Below are 20,801 nucleotides of genomic sequence, written 5' to 3'. Positions count from 1 at the left end.
TAAAATATGGTTAATTAGTTCCTTGAAAATAATTGATTATTCCAGAAATAATAAGAGTTTAAACGATTGGTCTAGATTTTGACATTCGTTTGCATTTTTTAATTATTTTATTGCTTTTCAGGCTCATAAAGTTGCTTAAATTAGTCCTTTTATATAAATTGGTATAGCTGATATGGTCGAAAGCTTTCAGCTTCAATACCTTTGTTTTCATTTTTGGACCTATTTTTGAACAATTCCTTTCATACAAAATAAAAAGCATCCCCCAATTTGAAGGATGCTTTTAGTGCCTAAAGTAAATGCATACAAGTGTATCTCTGTAACCTGATAATCGCTATAGCTTCTGATTTTCATTTTTTTGCTGCGCTTCGATTTCTTGACGATTCTTCTTCGTCAAGAAATAAAACGGAACAGCGACTAATAACGCACCAAGACCCCAAAATAGGTTAATTGGTTTGGCCTGTGCCAGTAACCAGCACGACACTAAAATTGCAATCACCGGAATCACTGGACCAAACGGTACTTTAAAGGAACGCGGTTGATCTGGTCGAGTCCTCCTGAACACTAGGACAGCAATGATTGTTGGCACATACTGAGCAAACCGTGACACAACAGAAATAGCAGCTAATGTGCTGAATGTTCCTGTCAATGCAAGCGGCAACGCTAAAGCAACTGAAATAATCACGGCTACATAGGGCACACCGCGATGATTAACGCGGCCGACAATCTTTGGCATGACCCCATTATCAGCCATTGCTTGCCCACTACGAGGAACGGTAAAGGACTGGGCAACGGAAATTCCTGTGATAGAAATAATCGTACCCGCACCGATAATGTACTTCCCGACTGGCCCAATAATCTGAGTTAACGCCTCCTGCATCGGCGCCGTCGTTGTTGCTAACTTAGTCCCTAAGACTCCGATTGACACCGTTTGAATGAGAAAGTACAACAGAGCCACTATCCCCATTACCGTGATAATTGCACGCGGGACATCGTGTTGGGGATTTTTCATATCCTCAGCGGCAATCACAATGGCCTCAAAACCTGTAAAGGCGTAAAACATGACGATTGCTGCCTGACCGAATGAGCCTGCTACATAATGGCCGTGTGGGAAAAACGGTGTGAAATTGCCAGCATGAAGGAAGAATAACCCAATGGCAACAAACAATACCAGCGGAATAATTTTTGCGACAGTGACCACATTATTTAGCCATTTCGTCACACTAACACCAAGAATGTTAATCACACCTAACCCGACCAGCAACACCGTAATAATCGTGGCATGCCAAACGGGCTTAGCCAATACAGGCCAAAACGCGCCCAGAGCAGTCGCCAGCCCAGCAGCCATCGTAGCCCACGCAATAATACTAATGACCCAAATAATGAAGCCAACTTCATAGCCAACAAAATCACCAAACGCTGCCTTGGCATAGACGTAGGGTCCACCATTCTGTTTGAATAAACTGGCATCCTCGGCAAAACACAATGCAATACTAACAACCAAAAACATGTCGAAGACAAACACTAGCAGACTAGCCGGCCCAATTAGTTTCATCGCCGTATTAGGCAACAAAAAAATGCCTGATCCGACAATGGCGTTGATCCCGAATAAAACAATACTTAAAAAGCCAAAACGACCTTTCATTAACCACTACCTCCTTACGTCAATCAAATAAATATGTAAAAAAGATTAATGCTTATTATAGTACATTCAATACGTACCGTATTGTCCACTTTAATAAACACCACTTTTTTTATCGACAACACTAATTAATGTACGCCCTTCGAGCTACTGTAAAGCAACGATGAATTTAGGATTTTTAGGCAAAAAAAAACCCACAATGAAGTGGGTGTTTGATTATCAAAAAGAATTTTCGGCGTCAGCCGGGGTTGTCTACCACCAACCCTGTGACTGCCAAGCGGCTTGGGCGCCAGCCCATGAACCGTAACGTGAAACTGCGTATTGTGTTGCAACAGCTTCCTGGTGTTGTGGTGATAAGTCGCCACCTAATTTGTCCATACTCAATTGGTATTTACCGTAGTATTGACCGTTTTGAGCAGTATATGAACCACCTGATTCACGGGCAGCAATCCACGCTTGAGCTGATGAGTCACCAGTAGAAGCGGCAGGTGCAGCTGCTTGTTGTTGAACAGGAGCAGCTTGTTGCGCAGGCTGAGCCTGAACAGTTTGCTGTTGTGCAGGTTGGGCTGCTTGTTGTACTGGAGCAGCTTGTTGTGTCTGCTGTGCAGGAGCGGCCTGTTGTGCAGGTTGTGCTGCTTGAGTACTTTGTGTACCGTTAGCACCAGGAATATCTAATGATTGGTCAACAAAGATTAAGTTACCACCGTTTTGTAAGTGGTTAGCGTTAACAATTGCATCAACAGTAGTGTTGTTAGCAGTAGCTAATTTTGAAACAGTGTCACCGCTCTTAACAGTAACAGTGGTGTCGGCATTTGCAACAACAGTACCAATTGAAAGTAACGCACCGGCACTAACAGTAGAAAGCATTAATTGTTTGATCTTCATATAGTAAGTTTCACTCCTAATTTTGTATGGTGAGCTCTTTTTCACTCACGCTGGCTAATAGATAAATCTTACGCGATGATTCGCTTGTGTTGTTTATTAACAACTCAACGATGACTACTATACAGCGTGTAAATAACAGAGAAATACCGTCAGCATTACAAATTTAGGCGTTTTTGTCATAAAACTCGAAATCTGAAATATATTGTAATATTTAAGAATGTTTCTTATTGAGCTATAAAACCGTTTATTTGCAATCCAGCCGTCTCAATCAAACGGACAGTTTGCGCCTAAACAGCCGTGTGTTTGCGAAAAACGAGGTCGGTAAGTCCTAGACAGAGAGCAAGCAAAATCCCCATCAAAACGAAGGTTCCATCTCCCAGCCAGTCAATAACGAATCCAAAAATAAAGTTTCCTAGTGGATGCATGAAGTCTACAGAGATAAACCAAATACCAAACACACGGCCCAAATAAGCCACATCAGTTACATTTTGCACTAGCGTAAACAAACCTACCCCAATTCTTGAGATCAAAAATCCATACAATGCCGTCATCGCCAGCAACACCGGATATGGTCGCCAAAAACCAGCAATCAGCATCACGATGGCCAGTAGATAAATGTCGCGCTCAATCTGAGGTAATGCGCGGGCGCTGCGAGCTCGTACCAAGCTCAGGCCGCCTAGCATCCCTCCAATGGCCATTACAGCCATCAAATAACTATAAAGATACTCATTGCCACCAAAGTAATGTTTCACATCATATGGAAGCAACAAATTGAAGGCTGCGTAAAAAATGTTCACGACACTGTCGATGACAACCATTTTAACAAGCACAGGCTTACCCATAACATACTTAAAACCATCTTTTAAGCTGGTCCAAATCGAAAGCCGACCACTCTTACTGGGCTGATACCGGTACCGAATCCCCAACAACAACGCAATCGACAATAGGAATGAAAAAGCATTAATTATTAGAAATTCTCGAAAGTTAATCCATGAAACAGCGAGTAGCGCGCCGCCAAGCAGTGGTGCAAAAATGTCTGCCAAACTAAGTGACGTATTTGAAATGGCATTAAATCGTTGTAACGCCGAATCCTGAATAAGTTCCGGCACCATTGCCTTCGCGGCAGGAAAGTTGAACCCTAATCCGATATCTAAAATGGCCGTCAATAACACGAGCTGATAGAAGATTGGATGATTGACATCTACAATCAGAGCCATTAACAAACAAGCGACAAAACTAATAATATCTGACCATAACATGACTCGTTTACGATTCACGCTATCGACAAGTGGTCCTGCCAGCACATCGGCAGCAACCAATACGAGGCCACCGATTCCCTGAACGACCCCTAAGATAGACGCCGTTCCAGTTGCTTTCACAATAAACCAGTTCAAGCCAAAAATATAAAGCGCGTCGCCCAGCCGTGAAATAAACGGGCTTAAGAAAAGTGGCCAACTAAATTTATGTTTTTGATTAAGTGGTGCGTTTTGTGCCATCGATTCTCTCCCCCGTTTCACAGAATGTCAATCCATCATAACAGATTGCTTCTATAAATAGATAATTATTTCAATAACTATGCTAAATTTTGTTTTTGCCAATCTTTTTGTAAAGAAAAACATCCCAGTCCTTATCGACTAGGATGTTAACCGTATTTTGATTAAAGATGTAATGAGATAGAATATACCGTTACGCTGACCAAAAACGCCGATCCGTGAGGACCAGTCTCAGCCTCTCATGTCATCGAAAGTTTGTCCACTATATCAGCTGGAGGGCGGCAACAGTGATACCGAGTCGTGAAGGTGCTGTTAATTCGAGTGGTCCTATCGAATTTACAGCACGGACGGTCGCAGAGACTCAGCTTTTACGAGGCTCTGCGGCGAGGTGAAAGACCGTGAACTTCGGGCTTGAACCGGTCCCACGACGAGCGTGTCACTGTTGACAACCGTAAGCGCAACGTTAGATTCAGATGCTTAGTACTGACGCAAATAAACGGCATCGATAGCGTGATGCTGACGCTTGTGCAGGATAACATTGGCGCGATTACGAGTAGGTAAGATATATTCGTTTAAATTACGCAAGTCCACAGCATCCCACACCTGACGCGCATACAAAAACGCATCTTCACGGGACCCCGTGGCCAGTTCATGATAATAATTCGTCTTATCGTTGAACGCTGAATCCAGCAAGATGCTGAACCGTTCCAAGAACCAGTGTTCAATTAACTTGGGCTCAGCATCGACGTAAATCGAGAAGTCAAAGAAATCACTAACGAAAATTTCTGCCTGTGAGGGTAACTGCAGAACATTGATTCCTTCAACAATTAAGATATCTGGTTGATCAATCTCATCGTATTCATCAGGAATCACATCATACACTTGATGTGAATACCGTGGTGCTTTGACGTTTGGTCGTGATTGTTTCACGTCGTTTAAAAATTGAATTAATCGCGGCATATCATAGCTGTCTGGAAAGCCCTTATCGTCAATAATGCCCTTTTCTTCCAGCACATTATTGGGATATAAAAAACCATCCGTGGTGATTTGCTGAACCTTCAATTGTGCATACAAATGTTTCAACATCAACGCTAACAAACGTGCTGTGGTTGACTTCCCCACTGCCACAGATCCTGCAATACCAATCAAAAATGGCACATGTCGACGTGGCACTTTCAAAAAGTCACTGCGCGCATTATTGGCCAACTGAAATTCATGGTATTTAAGGAGAATATAGTGCACCAACGGCATGTAAATTTCCTTTACATCCGCTAATGAAATTCGGTCATTAAGAGACCGAATCTGATCTAAATCTGCTTCTGTTAATGGAACTGCCTCTGCATCAAATAAATCCCGCCACCGGTCACGCTCAAAACGATCATAGTTGCCTAATTTGTCTGCCATAACTCATCCACCGTGTTTTCTTGAAAAATCCCTTAAAGTATAGCATAGCTCAATCTTTGATACCGGAATTGAACACAAATACTCCGAGATTTCAGCGAAAACGTTACTATTGCACTTTCATTAACTATTCCCGCACATATAAATTCGAATCCACGTGATCCATCAATGGTGTCAATTCACCGTTTGCCAAAATTGTAAGCTGGTGCATCGCACGTGAACAAATCGTGTACAACAACTGCCGTTCACTTTCATCGTGATAAACTGCTTTCGAAGCATCCCAAACGATGATGGCATCGAATTCAAGTCCCTTAGCCAAGTACGCCGGAATAATCAATGTACCTGGCACTAATCGCTGATTTTCAGTCCGAATTAATGTGGCATGGACACCATCAGCTTTGAGGCGATCAGCCACAGCCTCACACTCAGCCAGTGTTTTGCCGATGATAGCAGTCGTTTCATCTGCCTTATCATTGACCGCTAGTTGTTGTTCCAAACGTTGATACAAGGCTTCTCTGTCACTGGCGACTAATACGGCTGGCTTGTCGCCATTACGATCAAAGGCCGTAATTTGTTCACCATCAACCAAAAGGTCCTTCGTAAAGTCAGTGATTTGTTGTGTGGATCGATACGATTTTGTTAGTTGAACTACCCGCGTTTTTTCCGGATCAAACATCGTGGACAGTTCGCCCAGAAGCGTCCGACTATTTTCTTGCGTAAAGATTGCCTGATTTAAGTCACCAAGCAAAGTGAACCGTGCACGAGGAAAACTAAACTTTAAAAAGGCCAATTGAAAGGCAGAATAATCTTGAACTTCATCGATAAAGACGAAACGGATTTCCTTTTCACCTTTTTTACCCGTCATTAAATCATACAAGTAAAGGTACGCTGACGTATCCGCCAATGACAAGCGGTGGTCACGATAACCATTCAATGTTGCGTCAACACCGGCCTGCCACTGCTCCGTAGTCACATCGTGTTTGCTAAGCTCAATCAGATTAGGCACATGCCGTAAGAAATGAGCATACTGAGCATTAATGTTTAAGTAACGGCTACGGACGATGGCAAGCTGAACTGGCTTGTAGGCTTGCATCACGATCTGACGAGCCAGGAAACGATACTCCTTATCTTGACTGTCAAACTCACGCGGCTGATCGCCAAACATCGTGTCAACCTGCTCTTTAGTTAAGTTTTGAACGGTTTCTTCAACCCACTTATCGTGCAAAGAAGAACTGATGCGCCGGTTCAACATCTTAATCAACTCTTCCCGCGTTGCAGATAAGCGATTACCTAAATGATAGTTTTCATTAAATGAATAGTAAATTTCGGCAATCTTTTCCTTACTAATAAATACTTGATCCTGAAACTTAATGTCCCGGAACCGCATGTCAGCCTGCTCAAGGTGGTTGGCATAGCGCGTAATCACGTCAAAGTATGCCAAACTGCCTTTCAACGCATTGACCGTCTTAAATTTAGTATCAGTGGTTGCGTCAAAACGTTGTTGCAATGTTTCAACCTGAATCTTTGGCAAACGCCGGTTAGTGTATTGCAGATAAGTCATCTGCACCATGTTTTGTTCGCCCAATTCAGGCAACACCTGATTAATATAGTCGTTAAAAAGTTGGTTTGGTGAGAACAAGACCACTTGTCCAGACGTTAAATTACCGCGGTATCGATACAATAGCCATGCCACTCGTTGTAAGACAGCAGCCGTTTTACCGGACCCAGCGGCGCCCTGAACAAATAACAAGTCAGATTGAGTATCCCGAATAATTTGGTTTTGTTCCTTCTGAATGGTGGTGACAATGCTCTTCATTTTAGTGTTGGATGAATTGCCCAACGCTTCCATAAGCATTTGATCGCCGACTACTTCATCTGTATCAAAGACAGTGAGGATAACACCATCTTTGATTTGGAATTGACGTTTTAACTTAACATCAACGGTTTGCGGCCCATCCGGCGTTTGATACGTAATGTCGCCAAGTCCACCGTCATAATAGATAGAAGAAATTGGTGCCCGCCAGTCATAAACCAAGAAATGATCTGGCGAGTCGGCAAACGAACCCAACCCGATATAAATTGTCTCAGGACCGCGGGTTCCATCTTCCTGAAAATCAATACGGGCAAAATATGGGGTGCGTTCCAATTTTTGTAACACATCAAGTCGTTGAGTAGCGTGTTGCCAGCTGTTTTGCCGTTCATCAAGCATTTGTTGCTGTGCACGCAACGACATGGCAGTGTCGGTCATCCCCTCGTAACTACCAGTATTGAGGTGAACTTCACCAAACGCCCGCTCAATTTCCTTTGTATCACGCGAGGCAGTTTGAATATCCTGTTTGGCCACAACTTCAGCCTGTTTGACTTTTTTAACGACAGCATCTAAATGTTTTTGCTCTTGCTGCTTTACTGTTTCCGTCAACTGGTTTGCCCCCGTTTTTTGGCCGTTATTATGCGACCATTCTCATCAATAAACTCAAAAATTGTACTAAATATTATAGCGCATTTTCACAGTTGGTGACAAATTCTACTCACCATTCGAGTCATAAAACGTCTAATTTCTAGCAAACCTGTATTACATCTGAGTACAAATTCGCTTACTGCCGTTACGCTGATTTGAAACGCCGTTCCCTGGGACCAGGTTCAAACTCGCACAAACCGCGATTTTCACCTTTGATTATGAGCCGAAAAACGCGTCTCATAAGTCATCCTGTAACACTAAACGGCCCACCCCGCCGCTAAGTGTTACCGACACGGAACTCTGTTTCCAATCAGCTCCACTCCTGCAGTAACTAAAGTAGCCATTAAAACTTTGTGTAAACTGACATGCACTCAGTCAGATGTATGAAACTTTGGGTGAACTGCTGTGTATTCAGTTAGACGTTTGAAACTTGCCACTCTGTCAGCTGAAGGGCGTCAACAGTGATACCGAGCCGTGAAAGTGGTGTAAATTCGGGATGGTTTAACCGAATTTACACCACGGACGGGCGCAAAGACTCCGATTTTCAGGAGGCTTGGCGGCGAGGTGAAAGACCGTGAACTGCGGGCTTGAACCGGTCCCACGGCGAGCGTGTCAATGTTGACAACCGTAAGTGAAGTAAACAGACCTAACTCATAAGTTTTCTCAAAGCTGAGTGATTAGTTTCGCTATTCATCGTTCAGTTGCTTACACTGTAGGTAAAAATGGGAGGTCGCCTATGGATCAGTTGATTCACATCTTGAGCCATTTACAGGATTATATTCTGCCCTTGTTCTCGTGGATGGGCAACTGGAGCTACGTGACCTTGTTTCTGTTGATTTTTGCTGAAACTGGCTTGGTCGTTTTTCCGTGGTTGCCGGGTGAATCATTGATTTTTGTGACGAGTGCTATTGCGGCGGCCACCCAATCCAGTTTGGACATCAAAGTTCTGGTTCCCATCTTCTTCTTTGCCGCCGTTCTCGGTGACACTCTGAACTTTCGAATCGGCATGTGGTTAATGCACTTTAAGTTTATTAATCGACGTCTTCATGGTGGTCTAAAACGTGGCGAGGCATTTTTCAAACGTTATGGTGGCCGAGCTGTGATCTTTGGTCGGTTTGTGCCACTGATTCGGACTTTTGTCCCCCTCTTGGCGGGCACGACAAAAATGAGTGAACGTCGTTTTGCCGTCCTCAATGTGATTGGTGTCGCACTGTGGGTCACGGTCGGTAGCGTTTTAGGTTATTACTTTGGCCGTTTGCCATTCGTAAAGTCACACTTTGCCCTCATTTTCCTCGGTGTGGCAGTGATTGGTATCTTGCCAGGATTCATCGTTGGTGCGACGCGCTACCTCCGCCGTCACAGTAATCATTTTTATGAGCCATAACGTGGTCTCATCTCAAACGTTGATATGCTATGATAGAACCATCATAAATTGTGGAGGTTCTCATGTCATTTAACGTTTACATGGTTCGTCATGGTCAAACTTATTTAAACTTGTATCACCGGATGCAAGGCTGGTCAGACGCACCGCTTACTGAAAAAGGCCAGACTGACGGCAAACATGCCGGTCAGTTACTGCGCCATGTTAAGTTTGACGCTGCATACTCTAGTGATCTTGCTCGGGCGCAAACTACAGGCCGGTTGATTCTTGCCGAAAACCCTAGTACCCTCACCGAACCAGTCGCCCGCAAAGAATTCCGCGAAGAATTCTTCGGCTATTGGGAAGGTTATGACGACATGTTAATGTGGCATCAGATTGGCTCTCCTAAAGGTGGTAACACCTATAATGAGTTGGTCGAAAAGTTTGGCCTGCAAGAAACAACAGACTTAGTTGCCAATGCGGATCAGTATCACGACGCCGAAACGTATGCGCAATTGTGGGAACGAATCCAAGCCGGAATGCAGTTGTTACGGGATAACGCCAAGGACGGCGATAACATTTTGCTAGTCACCCATGGCACATATCTGCGCCACATCATGGATCATTACTCTGACACAATTGGTGCCTTCCCTGGCCCACGAAATGGCAGTGTTACCAAACTGGTTGTAGACGATAATAGTGTGAAAGTACTGTATACCGACCGATTAGATAATATTGAATAACTTTAATGTTAAAAAGCACGATCAACGAAATTCCCAAAAATTTCGTTGATCGTGCTTTTTCGATACGGCTAATATACAATCATTTGCCTAATAATTCCTTTAATTCCGCAATCCGTTTGTCCAACACGGCAAACGCATCGTCCAGGTACTGACCTGATGTTACATCCACGCCCACCTGTTTAATCAAATCAATTGGTGCTTGCGAACTGCCGGCCTTAAGAAAAGCCTTATATTGTTCTAATGCACCGGGAACTTTGCGATAGATGCGATCGGCGAGTATTGTCGAAATCGCCATTGAAGTCGCGTACTGGTAAACATAGTAGTTGTAATAGAAATGAGGCACCCATGCCCAATGAATATCTTCACTACTTGTTGCAGATTCTGCCGGTCCAGAATACTGTGCACGCAAGCTGGCATAATCTTTGCTCAGCTCTTCAGCAATAAGCGGGTGACCTGACTCAATCGTTTGATAACAATCATGTTCAAACTCAGCATATAAAGTCTGCTTATTAACAGAATCAATAAAATTATGAATGGATTTCTGCAATAAATAAATTTTCATGTCCTTATTGTCAGCGTATTTATCTAACATAAAGGAGAGCAATAAGTTTTCATTCGTTGTAGAAGCGATTTCAGCTGTAAAAATCAGATAATGGGTATATTGCGATGGTTGATTCTTGTCAGAGAAATAAGATTGCATCGCATGACCTGATTCATGTGCAAGCGTCGTTAATCCTTCATAATTATCTGACCAGTTTAATAAGATATACGGATGCACACCATAAACGTCTACTTGATACCCACCTGCTCGTTTTCCGACGTTCTCTGCTGCATCGATCCATCCTTCATTAAATTCTTTTTTTAGTCCATCGAGATAATCATCGCCTAAAACTGCTAAGGCTTCCAAAACAATCTTCTTGGAATCACTGTAAGTAAATTTTATTTTAGGATTACCTGCCAAAGGTACTTGATTATCGTATTCGTACATTGGCTTCAATCCCAAACAATCCTTCCGCAATCGCAGATATTGATGTTCACCCTCTAAATGATCATGAACAGCAGATACCAGCGTCTCGTAGACGCTTTCTGGAATTTCATTTCTAAATAGCTCCCCTTCTCGAGCGGTCTCAAAATGATGAAGACGATTGTTAATGACGGTTCCTTTCATATGCGCGGTTAACGTAGCGGCAAGTGTGTGTTGCAACTTTTTATATGCCTGCCTAATATTCTCGTCTGCCTGTTTCCTCAAATACCTGTCTGAGGATTCGCTATAAATTGATTTAGTGGCCCAACTTAATTCGACTTTTTTACCAGTATTAGTTTTAATTTCGCCAAGTGTCATATCTGCATCAGTCAAAACTGAAAAAACATTCTCACCATTAGCAAACATATCACCAGTTTGAGCCAGTATTTTTTCTTGTTCAGCTGGTAATATGTGACCTCGACTTCTTAAATAATTGACCTCTATGTCTCGTTGGAAGTTCTTAAGCCCCGGCTCTTCACACATAAATGCCGCAAATCTTGAATCAGATAATTGAGAAACTTCGCTATCCATAAAACTTACACTAGATTCTAGTGTAATCAAAGTCGATTGTGCCTCGGCAAACAACCTGGTTCCATCAGGGTTTGTTGTGTCACTGTCATTTCGAGACTGACCATAGACTTCCAGACGCAGTGCATCGTTAATTAATAATGTGAGTTCTTTAAATGTCTCATATAAATTAGAAGCCGAATCCGTCACATGCCCTTCATGTTTCCCAAAACTCTTTAACTTTTCCTTGAAGGCGGCTGCAGCCTGTTCAAACGCCTCGTCACTCGGATATAAATCTTTCAAATTCCATTTCAGTTCATCAGGCACTTCAGCCCGTGTTGCTAATTTTTCTGTCATCTTTATGTATCCCCTTTGCCTTGTATGTTTGTATCCTATCAGCTAGGCAAAAGGTGTTGGTGATTTTTTTCATAAGTGAAAAAAATACCAGTTCAAAATTACTGAACAGGCATTTCGATTAACAATAAGGTTACTTACCAAGCACTTCTTTTAATTCCGCAATCCGTTTGTCCAACACGGCAAACGCATCGTCCAGGTACTGTCGAGAGGTGACGTCCACCCCCGCTTGCTTGATCAGCTCAATTGGTGCTTGTGAGCCACCAGCTTTGAGGAATGTCTTGTATTGGTCCAACGCACCAGGCATCTTGCGGTAAATTCGGTCCGCAATGGTCGTGGAGATGGCCATCGATGTCGCATATTGGTAAACGTAGTAGTTGTAATAGAAATGTGGCACGCCGGCCCAGCCTGTATTCTTCTCATCTTCAAAGGTAACAGCCGGACCGTTGTATTGTTCGCCTAATTTAGCATACATCGTACTCAAATAATCGGAGGTTAACGCTTCGTCACTTTCAACTTTTTCATAGGCTTGATGCTCAAATTCTGCAAATAAAGTTTGCAAATTAACCGTACCGATAAATGTTTGGATGGATTGTTGTAATAAGTACGCCTTAACTTCCTTGTTATCTGCATACTTATCTAACATGTAGTCCATCAGCAAGTTTTCGTTGGTTGTCGAAGCAATTTCCGCCGTGAAGATTGGATAGTCTGCATCCTGAAGGGACTGTGTTGCATCAGTAAAGTAAGATTGCATCGCATGTCCAGACTCATGAGCCAACGTGGTTAGGCCATAATAATTGTCCGACCAGTTCAGCAAGATATACGGGTGAACATCGTAAACTTCGCTCTCATAACCGCCGGAACGTTTGCCAACATTTTCGGCTGCATCGATCCAGCTACCGGAAAATTCAGCCCTCAAACCATCCAAATAATCATCACCAAGCACCTTCAATGCATCCAGTACGATGGCCTTAGACTCGTCAAACGTAAATTTCAATTTGGGGTCGCCCAGTAAAGGCGCAGAACGATCGTAATTGTACATTGGCTTTAAGCCCAGCACATCTTGACGTAACTGCATGTAATCATGTTCGCCCTGCAAATGATCATACACGGTCGCTACCAACGTGTCATAGACGCTTTCTGGGATTTCATTATCGAACAATTCCCCTTCTCGCGCTGTCGCAAAATGATGGGCACGGTTCTTAAGGACCGTCCCTTCCATATGAGTCGACAGGGTTGTGGCAAACGTATGTTGAAGCCCATCGTAGGCCTTTTTAATCAAGTGACTTGTCCGTTTGCGTAAATCGCGGTTGGTTGACTGCATAAATTCACTGATTTTAGCATCTGTTAATTCAACCGTTTCGCCGTTTTCATCCTCAATGTCGCCATACTTCATATCGCCATCATTTAACATGGAGAAGATGTTTTCAGCACCCTCAAACACCTTGCTACTTTGCGCTAACAATTTTTCTTCAGCTAATGGCAGCACATATCCCTGATTGCGTAAAAAGTTCAACTCCAGATAACGCCGATAGTCCTTTAAACGAGGTTCATCTTTTAGATACTGGTCAAACTTTTCTTTGGACAGCGCCGTGATTTCAGTCGTTAAAAAGCTGCGGGCCGTTTGCGTTTGCGCGTAAAGCGACTGCGCCTGACCAGCTAGTTTGGTACCAACCGGATCCGTCGTGTCACTATCATTACGGGCGTTAGCATAAAAGTAAATTCGCATTAGCACACCAGATAAGCTTACCGCTTCACTGGCTGTTTCATAAAGCGTTTGTGCACTCTCCGTTACTGCCCTTCATGTTTGCTAAACTCGGCTAATTGCTGCTTATACGCTGTAACAGCTTTTTCAAATGCGTCATCACTTGGATATAAATCCTTCAAATTCCATTTCAATTCATCCGGGACTTCCGCTCGGGTTGCTAACTTCTTTGCCATATATAGATCCTCCTAATATGGTTATTAGTATAACAGCTTTTCACATTTTTCTTTAACCGTTTTATTATTTGTTTTGTGATTTAACGATTGTTATCAAATGGTAATCGTTTGATTCAAATGATTGTGTTATTAATGAAATAAGTCAATAAATTAGGAGTTCTCCATGAAAACGGTCATTAATGACACCACGATTCATTATGAAGTGAATGGTTCCGGCACACCGATGCTGATTATTCACGGATTGGCGCAAAATATTGATAGTATGCAAATTCCGCTCATGCCTGTGCTGGCGGCGGCTAATATTCAACAAATCTACGTCGAATTACCTGGCATGGGCGAATCCTCGGCCAACATTGGTGTCGCCAGCAGTGATGCCATATTGGCATTATTAGAAACTTTCGTTAATCAAATCATCGGTGATCAACCGTTTTATGTTGTTGGTCACTCTTACGGCGGATATCTCGCCTTGGGGTTGATCCATGATTGGCCCACCCACATCCTCGGCGCTTTTCTCACCTGTCCTGTAACCATTGCAGATGCACCAGATCGCCACGTGGCCCATCATTACGTTGCCGTCCAAACGGATTTCCCGGTGAAATATAATCAAGATGCATTTGCTGCATTTAAGGATATGAACGTTAACCTAAACGCGGACGCTTGGAGTGCCTATCAATTGCAAATTTTACCTGGATTACAGCAAGCCAACCGCGACTTCATTCATTTATTACGCAAGCACTACCAATTTTCGTTTGAATCCAGCCTAATGCAAACACCGTTCAAGCAACCCGTCACCCTTTTACTGGGTCGTCAGGACAACATTGTCGGCTTTCAGGATCAATTGCCACTGCTTAACAACTTTAGCCGACTGACCTTGGGTATTGTGGACCGTGCCGGCCACAACCTGTCACAAGACCAGCCAAAACTTTTTAAGGACTACTGGCGACACTTTTTGACCTCAATTAACAACGACGCCTTCACGCCTCATGCTGAATAATCTGACTATGTAACAAAATGGGCTTCTAACAGTTAGTAAATCTACTGTTAGGAGCCCATTTTATTCTAAATCATCATCAATATTTCCGTTTAACTTGCAGATTCAATAGAGATCTGCATAAGCGCCACGAATTGCGGCATTAATGTGCTAACCTACTTGTTACCCGCCGACATGACGCCTGAGTCAATAATCTGCGCATTCAAAAACCAATAGTCATGCCAGTCGCCTCGCAATGAAGTAAATGCCACTGGTTGCTTGCCCGCGGCTTTTACCTTAACAATCAGATAATTACGCATAATCCAAGCATCTTCGAAAGACCGCTGCGTCAAATGCATAATATGACTCAACTTTGTCGTGCTGATGTTCAGTTCCTCTGTCGCCTGTGCAACAGTGAGCCCTGCCAACTGAAAGTTCTTTTGTAATTCTTGCTCTGTATTAATTTTTTCTTGTGGATTTAATGTCATTTTCAAAGTCTCCTAAAACAACGCTGTTTGCAAACCGCTCATGCATGATCAACCAATTGTTTAACCAGTGTCTCGATCGCCTCACTGGTTGCCGCTTGTACCTCTGCAGGCAACACTTGGTTCACCTGCTCATCCAACTTATCAAAGCACTGTTGAACACGCTCGTTAATTTGCTGCCCGTTAGCGGTTAATAACAAATGTTTTGTTCTCACGTCTCCATCTTCATAGCGACGCTCAATTAATTTCTTCGTTTCCAAGCTTTTCAACAGGTTAGTCAAACTCGCTACATTGCGGCTTAATAATCTAGCAACCGTTTGCTGATTAACGCCTGGGTGAGCACCAATATATCGAATCACGTTGGCCTGATCGGTATTGAGTCCCAGCGAACGTAACTGGCGATTCATCGTTGCCGTTTGCCATGCGGCCAATCTGTGTATCATGCCTGCCAATGTTTCGTGTTCGTCTAGCTTCATATTCTCACCCCTTGTCGAACAAGAATATCTTATCACGTTAAGTTGTAATTGCAACTGTTTTATTCAAAATAATTAGAATAAAAAAACCGAAAGCACTGATGGCTTTCGGTTCTCAATAAATTAACATTTTCGATTAACTCTGGTCAGTTGTATAGCGTGGTGCACTGAGCAACGGCTGCCCACCAACGGATTTACGTTGACCTGCTTGTGACAAAGCGGATTCTAACGCTGCCAGCTTAGGATCGCGGTGGACATGCGTTAAGTCTTCTGTGGGAGCTTCTTCGCTCCCTTGCACAAAGCGACGTGCAACATTATTAATGCTCGATGTTAATTGCTTAACATCACCATCGCGACGAGATGGTTCAAACGTCACAAGGTCACGTACCATTTTGCCCAGCAACTCATCATTATCAATGTGTTGCGCCAAGTAAGAAATTACATCATTCATCTGTTTGCACCTCACTTATCAACTAGAATGTGACAAACATCATAAAGCTAACTTGCGCTGATGTCAACGGGTTAACTTATTAAAAATAAGTTATGAATTCAAGCTCAATTGTCCACCAACTATCATGAAAGTCGAATGCCAGCTTTTCAGAGCCTCACTACCGTTACGCGTAATTGAAACGCCGTTCTATGGGACCGGGTTCAACCCGCACGAACCACGGTTTTCACCCTCGATTATGAGCTGAAAACCACATCTCATAAATCGTCTTGCAACACTAAGCGGCAAAGTTCCCGCCGCCAAGTGTTGCCGACACGGAACTCTGTTTCAATTCCACTCCACTCCACTCTCTAATGTAAAATTCTCCGGTAGCGACGGCAATCAGGTCTCTTCGAAATTCACCAAATTAAATGCAATGTCGCCAACCACTCCTAATATTCGCTGGAGGGCGACAACAGTGATACCGAGTCGTGAAAGTAACGTTAATTCGGTGGTTTATCCGAATTTAGGTTACGGACGATCGCAAAGACTCGGATTTCCACGAGGCTTTGCGGCGAGGTGAAAGACTCTGGTCTTAAGAGGCTTGAACCGGTCCCACGGCGAGCGTGTCACTGTTGACAACCGTATGCGGAAACTACCCATTTACTCGAGAAAAAATCTAAGCGAACTCAAACCAGTTTATCCAACTTCAACAGGCTTTTCGATTATGCGAATAATCTGGTCAAAGGCCTGCTCAGTTTCAGGAATTGGGAGCCCGAAGAAATCGTGAACCATATAAGGATACTCAAAGAAATTCAAGTGAATGCCGGCTGCCTTCGCCTTATCACGGAACTTAACAGCATCTGGATACAGAATTTCTCGGGTCCCAACGAATAATGCGATGTGACCAAGATTACTGATGTCGCCATACAAAGGACTGACACGCCAATCTGTGGTATCCGTATTTCTGGCGTAATAGTGCCCCATCATCACTTGCAGTGAATAGCGATCCAAGATTGGATCCGCTGCCTCATAGTGACCGATTTCTTCGTTTGTTAACCCGACATCTAGCACCGGCGATAAGGCGATGATATCCTTCGGCTGTGGCAAATCAACCGTCTTTAAATATTCGGCCAATGTTAGCGCGAGACCACCGCCAGCAGAATTCCCAAGTAAAATGATTTTATCGGGCGCCGTCGTCTCAAGCACTTGACGGTAAACCTTTTCCAACATGTTCAACACGTCTTTAAAATCATGCGCCGGTGCTAGCGGATAAATCGGCATTAACACCGTTGCAGAAATCGTGTCCGCCAGTTTGCGTGCCAAACGGACCTGCATCCCCAGCGGCTGATTCCAGAAACAACCACCATGCAGGTAAATTACCGTGTACCGTTGATCGCCGTATTTGCCGTGTAACTCATAGGTATTATCGTAACTGGTTGGAACCTGAACGTCATATTGACGTGACAATCGCGCGTCCATCGACCATGGCTGTTCATTTTTATGCAAATAATAGTCATAGGTTACAAGGTTTTCCATATGTTTGTATGGACTGAACATTCGTTTAGGCTGTAATCGCAAGATGTTTTCCAACACCTTGCTACTAACGCTCCGTTTTTCAACATACTTAGCCTGCACAGTTACAGCTGCAGCACCCACTAAGCCTGCCGTTGCTAGAATATGTTTCATTTTCATCACGTGTAACCTCCATCGTGTCATTACCAAACTGCGGCATCACTCTTTTACAATCTTACAACGAAAATGCAGATTTTGCCCCCAAAACGTCATATCGGCTTTAATTTAGTCATTAATAAATTTGTTACTAAATTTTGAGGTAGCGTTAAGGTCCTGCCGTTATTCTATTAAACATAGACAACAACAAGTTGCCTATCACCCCTAATAGTACTCAAACAGTACAACTCCTGAATCAAATACCCCGTTGAAGCGTCCACCTGTTATGGCTAGCAGAGTGGACGTTTCTTTATTTTCACAAGCTCTATCACACAAAAAAACGCATCATTTTCGTAACATAACACCAAGCATTGACGCGTTTGGCTTAACTTATTTAAGATTGAAGGTGCTCATTTACTTTCAATAACAATGATTCATTAGTCTAGTTGTGTGTCTCCGTTACGCCGAACGGCAACGTCGCTCCCTGAGGAACGTTTCAGCCTGCTGAAAAACGCAGTCTTCAACTCGACTTTGAACCCAAAGTACAGGTTTCAAAGCTCGTCCCACACACCTATATGGCTAAGTGTTTGAACTGTATAAGCCGGAGGTCGTCAAAATTGAATGTAAGCCGTGAAGGTGTCGTTGATCTGGCGGTTTGTGCCGGATTTACGACACAGGACGGGCGTAAAGACTCGGATTTTCACGAGACTTGACGGCGAGGTGAAAGACTTCGGGTTTCAGAAGGCTCGAACCGGTCCCGCGGCGGTATTCAATTTTGACAACCGCAGGCGACAGACCATGTTTGCTAAACAAAAAAGTGTCATTACCTAGGCTGTGAAACCAAGGTAATGACACTTTTTAGATTGACGCCTTAGAGCACATCAAGACCAGCCTTTTCGGCCCGTTCTTGATACATCGCAACTTCATCTTCAGCTGCACGAACAAAGTGGTGTGGTGCGATTTCAACCATTGTCCGTGGTTTATCGTCGCCTTCCATCGTTGGCTCGTACGGAATCTGCTTCCGTGCTCGCTCAACTTCTGGATCAGGAACTGGCACAGCTGATAACAAACTCGTTGTATAGTCATGCAACGGTTTTGTATAAACTTCGTCAGCAGGTCCAATTTCCAACATCCGACCATAGTGCATAACACCAATCCGGTCAGAAATATACTTCACCATCGATAAATCGTGGGCAATGAACAAGTACGTTAAATTGTTCTTGATTTGCAATTCCTTCATCAAGTTAACAACTTGCGCCTGAATTGACACGTCCAATGCTGAGATGGGTTCATCGGCAATGATGAACTTCGGATCAACAGCTAACGCACGGGCAATCCCGATTCGTTGACGCTGACCACCTGAAAATTCATGCGGATACCGACTCGAATGGTCTTTGTTCAAACCAACTGTTTCCAGTAAGTTTTCAACCATATCTGTTCGTTCTTGATCATTCTTCGCTAGGTGATGAATGTCGATGCCTTCAGCAACAATATCCTTAACCTTCATCCGAGGATTCAGGGAAGCATAAGGATCCTGGAAGATCATCTGCATTTCTTTACGGAATTCCAACTGATCTTTACGACCCTTGATTTTCGCAACATCCTTACCGTTGAATAAGACTTCACCGACAGTTGGTTCGTATAAATGAATGATAGCGCGCCCTGTTGTCGTTTTACCAGAACCAGACTCACCAACTAAGCCAAACGTCTCACCTTCGTAAATGTCGAAGGAGACGTTGTCGACAGCGCGAACTTCGTCGTTTTTGCCAACATTGAAATACTGTTTCAAGTTTTTAACTTCCAGAATCTTTTTACGATCTGTGTAATCCATGTGCGTCTCCTTTCTCTATTCGCGATCTGAGTCGTCTAAGTTATCAGCCGTGTTCAATGGTGTCGCTGGACGAACCAGTTCGCCATCATCCGTGTGCATCTTAGCCCATTGCGCCTGCCGTTTGGCAATTGCCTCAGGTGGTGTCACTTTTTCAGCACGGGGATCTAATAACCACGTCGCTGCATAGTGAGTGTCTGAAACCTTAAAGAACGGTGGTTCCTGCTCAGCATCGATCTTCAATGCATAAGGGTTACGGGCCGCAAACGCGTCACCCTTTGGTGGATCCAACAAGTCTGGCGGTGTCCCTGGAATAGCAGACAATTCACCGCTTTGAGTATCCAAGGTTGGCATGGAGTTCAGTAACCCCCATGTATATGGATGTTGTGGATTGTAGAAGATTTCATCCACAGTTCCGTATTCAACAATCTTACCAGCATACATAACCGCAATTCGGTCAGCCATACCGGCAACCACACCAAGGTCATGCGTGATAAAGATAATTGAAGTTTCGATCTTTTCTTGTAATTCTTTCATTAACTTCAGAATTTGAGCTTGAATGGTCACATCCAACGCGGTGGTTGGTTCATCGGCAATCAACACCTCTGGGTAACAAATCAACGCAATCGCAATCACGATCCGTTGACGCATCCCACCTGAAAATTGGTGCGGATAGTCATTGATACGGTGTTCAGCATCCGTAATGCCGACCAACTTTAACATTTCCAAAGCTTGCGCCATGGCCTGCTTTTTTGAAACATGGTTATGAATAATCAGCGGTTCAGCAATCTGACGGCCAATCTTCATCGTTGGGTCCAACGAAGTCATTGGGTCCTGGAAGATCATCGCGATATCTTTACCACGAATCTGTTGCATTTCTTTTTCGGACTTTTTCAACACGTCCTCGCCGTGAAACATAATCTGACCGCCAGCAATTTCGGCGTTGTCAGCATTAAGTCCCATTAACGAACGCGTTGTAACAGACTTACCAGAACCTGATTCACCAACGATGGCCAACGTTTCACCCTTTTTTAAATGGAATGAAACATCGCGAATCGCCTTAACCTTGCCCGCATAGGTATCAAAGTTAATCTTCAGGTTTTTGACTTCAATTAAGTTTTCTGTGTCATTATTTTCCACGA

17 protein-coding genes are annotated in these 20,801 nt (G+C 43.6%); 3 read left to right on the top strand and 14 right to left on the bottom strand.

Annotated features, from left to right (window positions below):
* Nucleotides 1–331 precede the first annotated feature (331 nt).
* From G400_RS0109385 to helD, 5 genes are all read right to left on the bottom strand, one after another.
* Nucleotides 332–1,642 carry an APC family permease gene (locus G400_RS0109385; RefSeq protein WP_017260975.1) on the bottom strand — a complete coding sequence of 437 codons (1,311 nt, stop codon included), beginning with the start codon at nucleotides 1,640–1,642 and terminating at the stop codon, nucleotides 332–334.
* A gap of 249 nt (nucleotides 1,643–1,891) precedes the next feature.
* The gene (apf, locus tag G400_RS0109380) at nucleotides 1,892–2,524 is read right to left on the bottom strand and encodes an aggregation-promoting factor (protein WP_017260974.1); all 633 of its coding nucleotides are present in this window, start codon (nucleotides 2,522–2,524) and stop codon (nucleotides 1,892–1,894) included.
* 287 nt (nucleotides 2,525–2,811) lie between these two features.
* On the bottom strand, nucleotides 2,812–4,020 hold the full coding sequence (locus G400_RS0109375; protein WP_017260973.1) for an MFS transporter: 1,209 nt from the start codon (nucleotides 4,018–4,020) through the stop codon (nucleotides 2,812–2,814).
* A 474-nt stretch (nucleotides 4,021–4,494) separates the two neighbouring features.
* A complete protein-coding gene (gene coaA, locus G400_RS0109370; RefSeq protein WP_017260972.1) occupies nucleotides 4,495–5,421 on the bottom strand; it encodes a type I pantothenate kinase in 927 nt (308 codons plus the stop codon).
* Between the two features lie 124 nt (nucleotides 5,422–5,545).
* Nucleotides 5,546–7,837: an RNA polymerase recycling motor HelD gene (gene helD, locus G400_RS0109365; protein WP_017260971.1), complete on the bottom strand. Its 2,292-nt coding sequence runs from the start codon at nucleotides 7,835–7,837 to the stop codon at nucleotides 5,546–5,548.
* Between the two features lie 775 nt (nucleotides 7,838–8,612).
* Here helD and G400_RS0109360 point away from each other — a divergent pair.
* Nucleotides 8,613–9,260, top strand: coding sequence for a VTT domain-containing protein (locus G400_RS0109360; protein WP_017260970.1), 648 nt, complete (start codon nucleotides 8,613–8,615; stop codon nucleotides 9,258–9,260).
* Between the two features lie 62 nt (nucleotides 9,261–9,322).
* The gene (locus G400_RS0109355) at nucleotides 9,323–9,979 is read left to right on the top strand and encodes a histidine phosphatase family protein (RefSeq protein ID WP_017260969.1); all 657 of its coding nucleotides are present in this window, start codon (nucleotides 9,323–9,325) and stop codon (nucleotides 9,977–9,979) included.
* A 79-nt stretch (nucleotides 9,980–10,058) separates the two neighbouring features.
* Here the strand turns inward: G400_RS0109355 and pepF (G400_RS0109350) are convergent, their stop codons facing one another.
* The 3 genes from pepF (G400_RS0109350) to G400_RS16320 all read right to left on the bottom strand — a co-directional run bounded on the left by pepF (G400_RS0109350) (nucleotide 10,059) and on the right by G400_RS16320 (nucleotide 13,805).
* Nucleotides 10,059–11,867: an oligoendopeptidase F gene (pepF, locus tag G400_RS0109350; RefSeq protein WP_017260968.1), complete on the bottom strand. Its 1,809-nt coding sequence runs from the start codon at nucleotides 11,865–11,867 to the stop codon at nucleotides 10,059–10,061.
* 130 nt (nucleotides 11,868–11,997) lie between these two features.
* The gene (gene pepF / locus G400_RS14955) at nucleotides 11,998–13,599 is read right to left on the bottom strand and encodes an oligoendopeptidase F (protein WP_225351488.1); all 1,602 of its coding nucleotides are present in this window, start codon (nucleotides 13,597–13,599) and stop codon (nucleotides 11,998–12,000) included.
* A 56-nt stretch (nucleotides 13,600–13,655) separates the two neighbouring features.
* Nucleotides 13,656–13,805, bottom strand: coding sequence for a hypothetical protein (locus G400_RS16320; protein ID WP_017260966.1), 150 nt, complete (start codon nucleotides 13,803–13,805; stop codon nucleotides 13,656–13,658).
* A 163-nt stretch (nucleotides 13,806–13,968) separates the two neighbouring features.
* Between G400_RS16320 and G400_RS0109340 the strand changes: the two genes are divergently transcribed.
* The gene (locus tag G400_RS0109340) at nucleotides 13,969–14,799 is read left to right on the top strand and encodes an alpha/beta fold hydrolase (protein WP_017260965.1); all 831 of its coding nucleotides are present in this window, start codon (nucleotides 13,969–13,971) and stop codon (nucleotides 14,797–14,799) included.
* Nucleotides 14,800–14,951: 152 nt separating this feature from the next.
* Here G400_RS0109340 and G400_RS0109335 read toward each other — a convergent pair whose 3' ends face one another.
* The 6 genes from G400_RS0109335 to G400_RS0109305 all read right to left on the bottom strand — a co-directional run bounded on the left by G400_RS0109335 (nucleotide 14,952) and on the right by G400_RS0109305 (nucleotide 20,799).
* Nucleotides 14,952–15,263, bottom strand: a complete 312-nt coding sequence (locus tag G400_RS0109335) for a DUF2316 family protein (RefSeq protein ID WP_017260964.1) — start codon at nucleotides 15,261–15,263, stop codon at nucleotides 14,952–14,954.
* 38 nt (nucleotides 15,264–15,301) lie between these two features.
* Nucleotides 15,302–15,736, bottom strand: coding sequence for a MarR family winged helix-turn-helix transcriptional regulator (locus G400_RS14950; protein ID WP_017260963.1), 435 nt, complete (start codon nucleotides 15,734–15,736; stop codon nucleotides 15,302–15,304).
* 133 nt (nucleotides 15,737–15,869) lie between these two features.
* Nucleotides 15,870–16,184, bottom strand: coding sequence for a hypothetical protein (locus tag G400_RS0109325; protein WP_017260962.1), 315 nt, complete (start codon nucleotides 16,182–16,184; stop codon nucleotides 15,870–15,872).
* 675 nt (nucleotides 16,185–16,859) lie between these two features.
* Complete coding sequence (locus tag G400_RS14945; protein ID WP_017260961.1) at nucleotides 16,860–17,855, bottom strand: alpha/beta fold hydrolase; 996 nt, start codon at nucleotides 17,853–17,855, stop codon at nucleotides 16,860–16,862.
* An 847-nt stretch (nucleotides 17,856–18,702) separates the two neighbouring features.
* Nucleotides 18,703–19,662 (bottom strand): ABC transporter ATP-binding protein, encoded by a 960-nt coding sequence (locus G400_RS0109310; protein ID WP_017260959.1) that lies wholly within the window; start codon nucleotides 19,660–19,662, stop codon nucleotides 18,703–18,705.
* A gap of 15 nt (nucleotides 19,663–19,677) precedes the next feature.
* A complete protein-coding gene (locus G400_RS0109305; RefSeq protein ID WP_042655269.1) occupies nucleotides 19,678–20,799 on the bottom strand; it encodes an ABC transporter ATP-binding protein in 1,122 nt (373 codons plus the stop codon).
* Nucleotides 20,800–20,801 lie beyond the last annotated feature (2 nt).

It is taken from the genome of Furfurilactobacillus rossiae DSM 15814 (assembly GCF_000428925.1).
Lineage (GTDB): Bacteria > Bacillota > Bacilli > Lactobacillales > Lactobacillaceae > Furfurilactobacillus > Furfurilactobacillus rossiae.
The sequence above is the reverse complement of the archived record's forward strand: the minus strand, read 5'-3'. Positions and strand labels throughout refer to the sequence as shown.

What these genes read in the sequence shown, in the direction of transcription:
- G400_RS0109310 (WP_017260959.1), bottom strand. Translation starts at nt 19,662, where the DNA reads ATGGATTACACAGATCGTAAAAAGATTCTGGAAGTTAAAAACTTGAAA.
- G400_RS0109340 (WP_017260965.1), top strand. Translation starts at nt 13,969, where the DNA reads ATGAAAACGGTCATTAATGACACCACGATTCATTATGAAGTGAATGGT.
- G400_RS0109355 (WP_017260969.1), top strand. Translation starts at nt 9,323, where the DNA reads ATGTCATTTAACGTTTACATGGTTCGTCATGGTCAAACTTATTTAAAC.
- apf (WP_017260974.1), bottom strand. Translation starts at nt 2,524, where the DNA reads ATGAAGATCAAACAATTAATGCTTTCTACTGTTAGTGCCGGTGCGTTA.
- coaA (WP_017260972.1), bottom strand. Translation starts at nt 5,421, where the DNA reads ATGGCAGACAAATTAGGCAACTATGATCGTTTTGAGCGTGACCGGTGG.
- pepF (WP_017260968.1), bottom strand. Translation starts at nt 11,867, where the DNA reads ATGACAGAAAAATTAGCAACACGGGCTGAAGTGCCTGATGAACTGAAA.
- G400_RS0109325 (WP_017260962.1), bottom strand. Translation starts at nt 16,184, where the DNA reads ATGAATGATGTAATTTCTTACTTGGCGCAACACATTGATAATGATGAG.
- G400_RS14945 (WP_017260961.1), bottom strand. Translation starts at nt 17,855, where the DNA reads ATGAAAATGAAACATATTCTAGCAACGGCAGGCTTAGTGGGTGCTGCA.
- G400_RS16320 (WP_017260966.1), bottom strand. Translation starts at nt 13,805, where the DNA reads ATGGCAAAGAAGTTAGCAACCCGAGCGGAAGTCCCGGATGAATTGAAA.
- G400_RS0109335 (WP_017260964.1), bottom strand. Translation starts at nt 15,263, where the DNA reads ATGACATTAAATCCACAAGAAAAAATTAATACAGAGCAAGAATTACAA.
- G400_RS0109385 (WP_017260975.1), bottom strand. Translation starts at nt 1,642, where the DNA reads ATGAAAGGTCGTTTTGGCTTTTTAAGTATTGTTTTATTCGGGATCAAC.
- G400_RS14950 (WP_017260963.1), bottom strand. Translation starts at nt 15,736, where the DNA reads ATGAAGCTAGACGAACACGAAACATTGGCAGGCATGATACACAGATTG.
- G400_RS0109360 (WP_017260970.1), top strand. Translation starts at nt 8,613, where the DNA reads ATGGATCAGTTGATTCACATCTTGAGCCATTTACAGGATTATATTCTG.
- G400_RS0109375 (WP_017260973.1), bottom strand. Translation starts at nt 4,020, where the DNA reads ATGGCACAAAACGCACCACTTAATCAAAAACATAAATTTAGTTGGCCA.